The sequence below is a fragment of the Vibrio sp. 2033 genome, from assembly GCF_033339735.1.
In genome coordinates, this window is sequence record NZ_JAWOVC010000217.1 from 1 (window position 1) to 836 (window position 836).

1 protein-coding gene is annotated in these 836 nt (G+C 46.9%); it reads left to right on the forward strand.

Features of this window, described 5'->3' with window-relative positions; genetic code table 11:
* On the forward strand, nt 1–836 hold an 836-nt coding region (locus tag R7P74_RS25675; RefSeq protein WP_318123468.1), incomplete at both ends, for a diguanylate cyclase domain-containing protein.

Genomic DNA, 836 nt, shown 5'->3' on the forward strand with positions numbered 1-836 from the left:
TTTCAAACGACTTGGGCAAGAATATCTTACCCACTACTTGGAAGGGATTGTCGAGGTTGTTGATAAAGAGATGGAAGATCCTGATGCAGCTTATTCTATGCAGCGTTGGATGCCCAAAATGTTGCAAGCAAGCAACATCGTTGAAATGACGCTCTCGACAAACAACGCCGTCGTTTATCGGTTCAAAGACACTTCGCATCAAATAGAAGCGTCGGCCTTGTTTGAAACTGAGTACCAGCTAACTCACAATCAAGACTATGTCATCCGCTTTAAAGCCATCCCTCCTTACTTAGGTTACAGCTACTCCATGCAGGCGTTGTGGTCGATCACTCTCGCCGTTATTTTGATCATCTTTTGTTTGATGCGCGGTGTTGCGTGGCTAAAAGAGCAGCTTGCTGGTTCAGAAATGCTGGAAGAGCGAGGAAGAATGATCTTGGCGGGGCGAGTTGAGCAATACGCCAAGGGAGATAAAAAAGAGTGGCCTTACACCGCGAGTGAAGCACTCGATGTGTTGATCGAAGAATTACAGGATGCGCGTCAGGAGCGCAGCCGCTTTGATACCTTTATCCGCACTCAAACTTTTCTCGATAAGCTCACTGGAACAGCCAATCGAGTGCTCTTTGATAGCAAGCTGGAATCGGCTCTTTTAGAGAGTGGCGCACGTGGCGCGGTCTTGCTGATTCGTATTCAAGATTGGAAGCTCGTGGAAGAAGAGCAAGATAAGCAAATCACCGACGAGTTTATTGTTGAAGTCGGTAGCTTGTTATCCAATTTAGTGCAGCGTTACCCAGACGTGGTGTTCTCTCGTTATTACGATGCCGATTTTGCACTGTTCT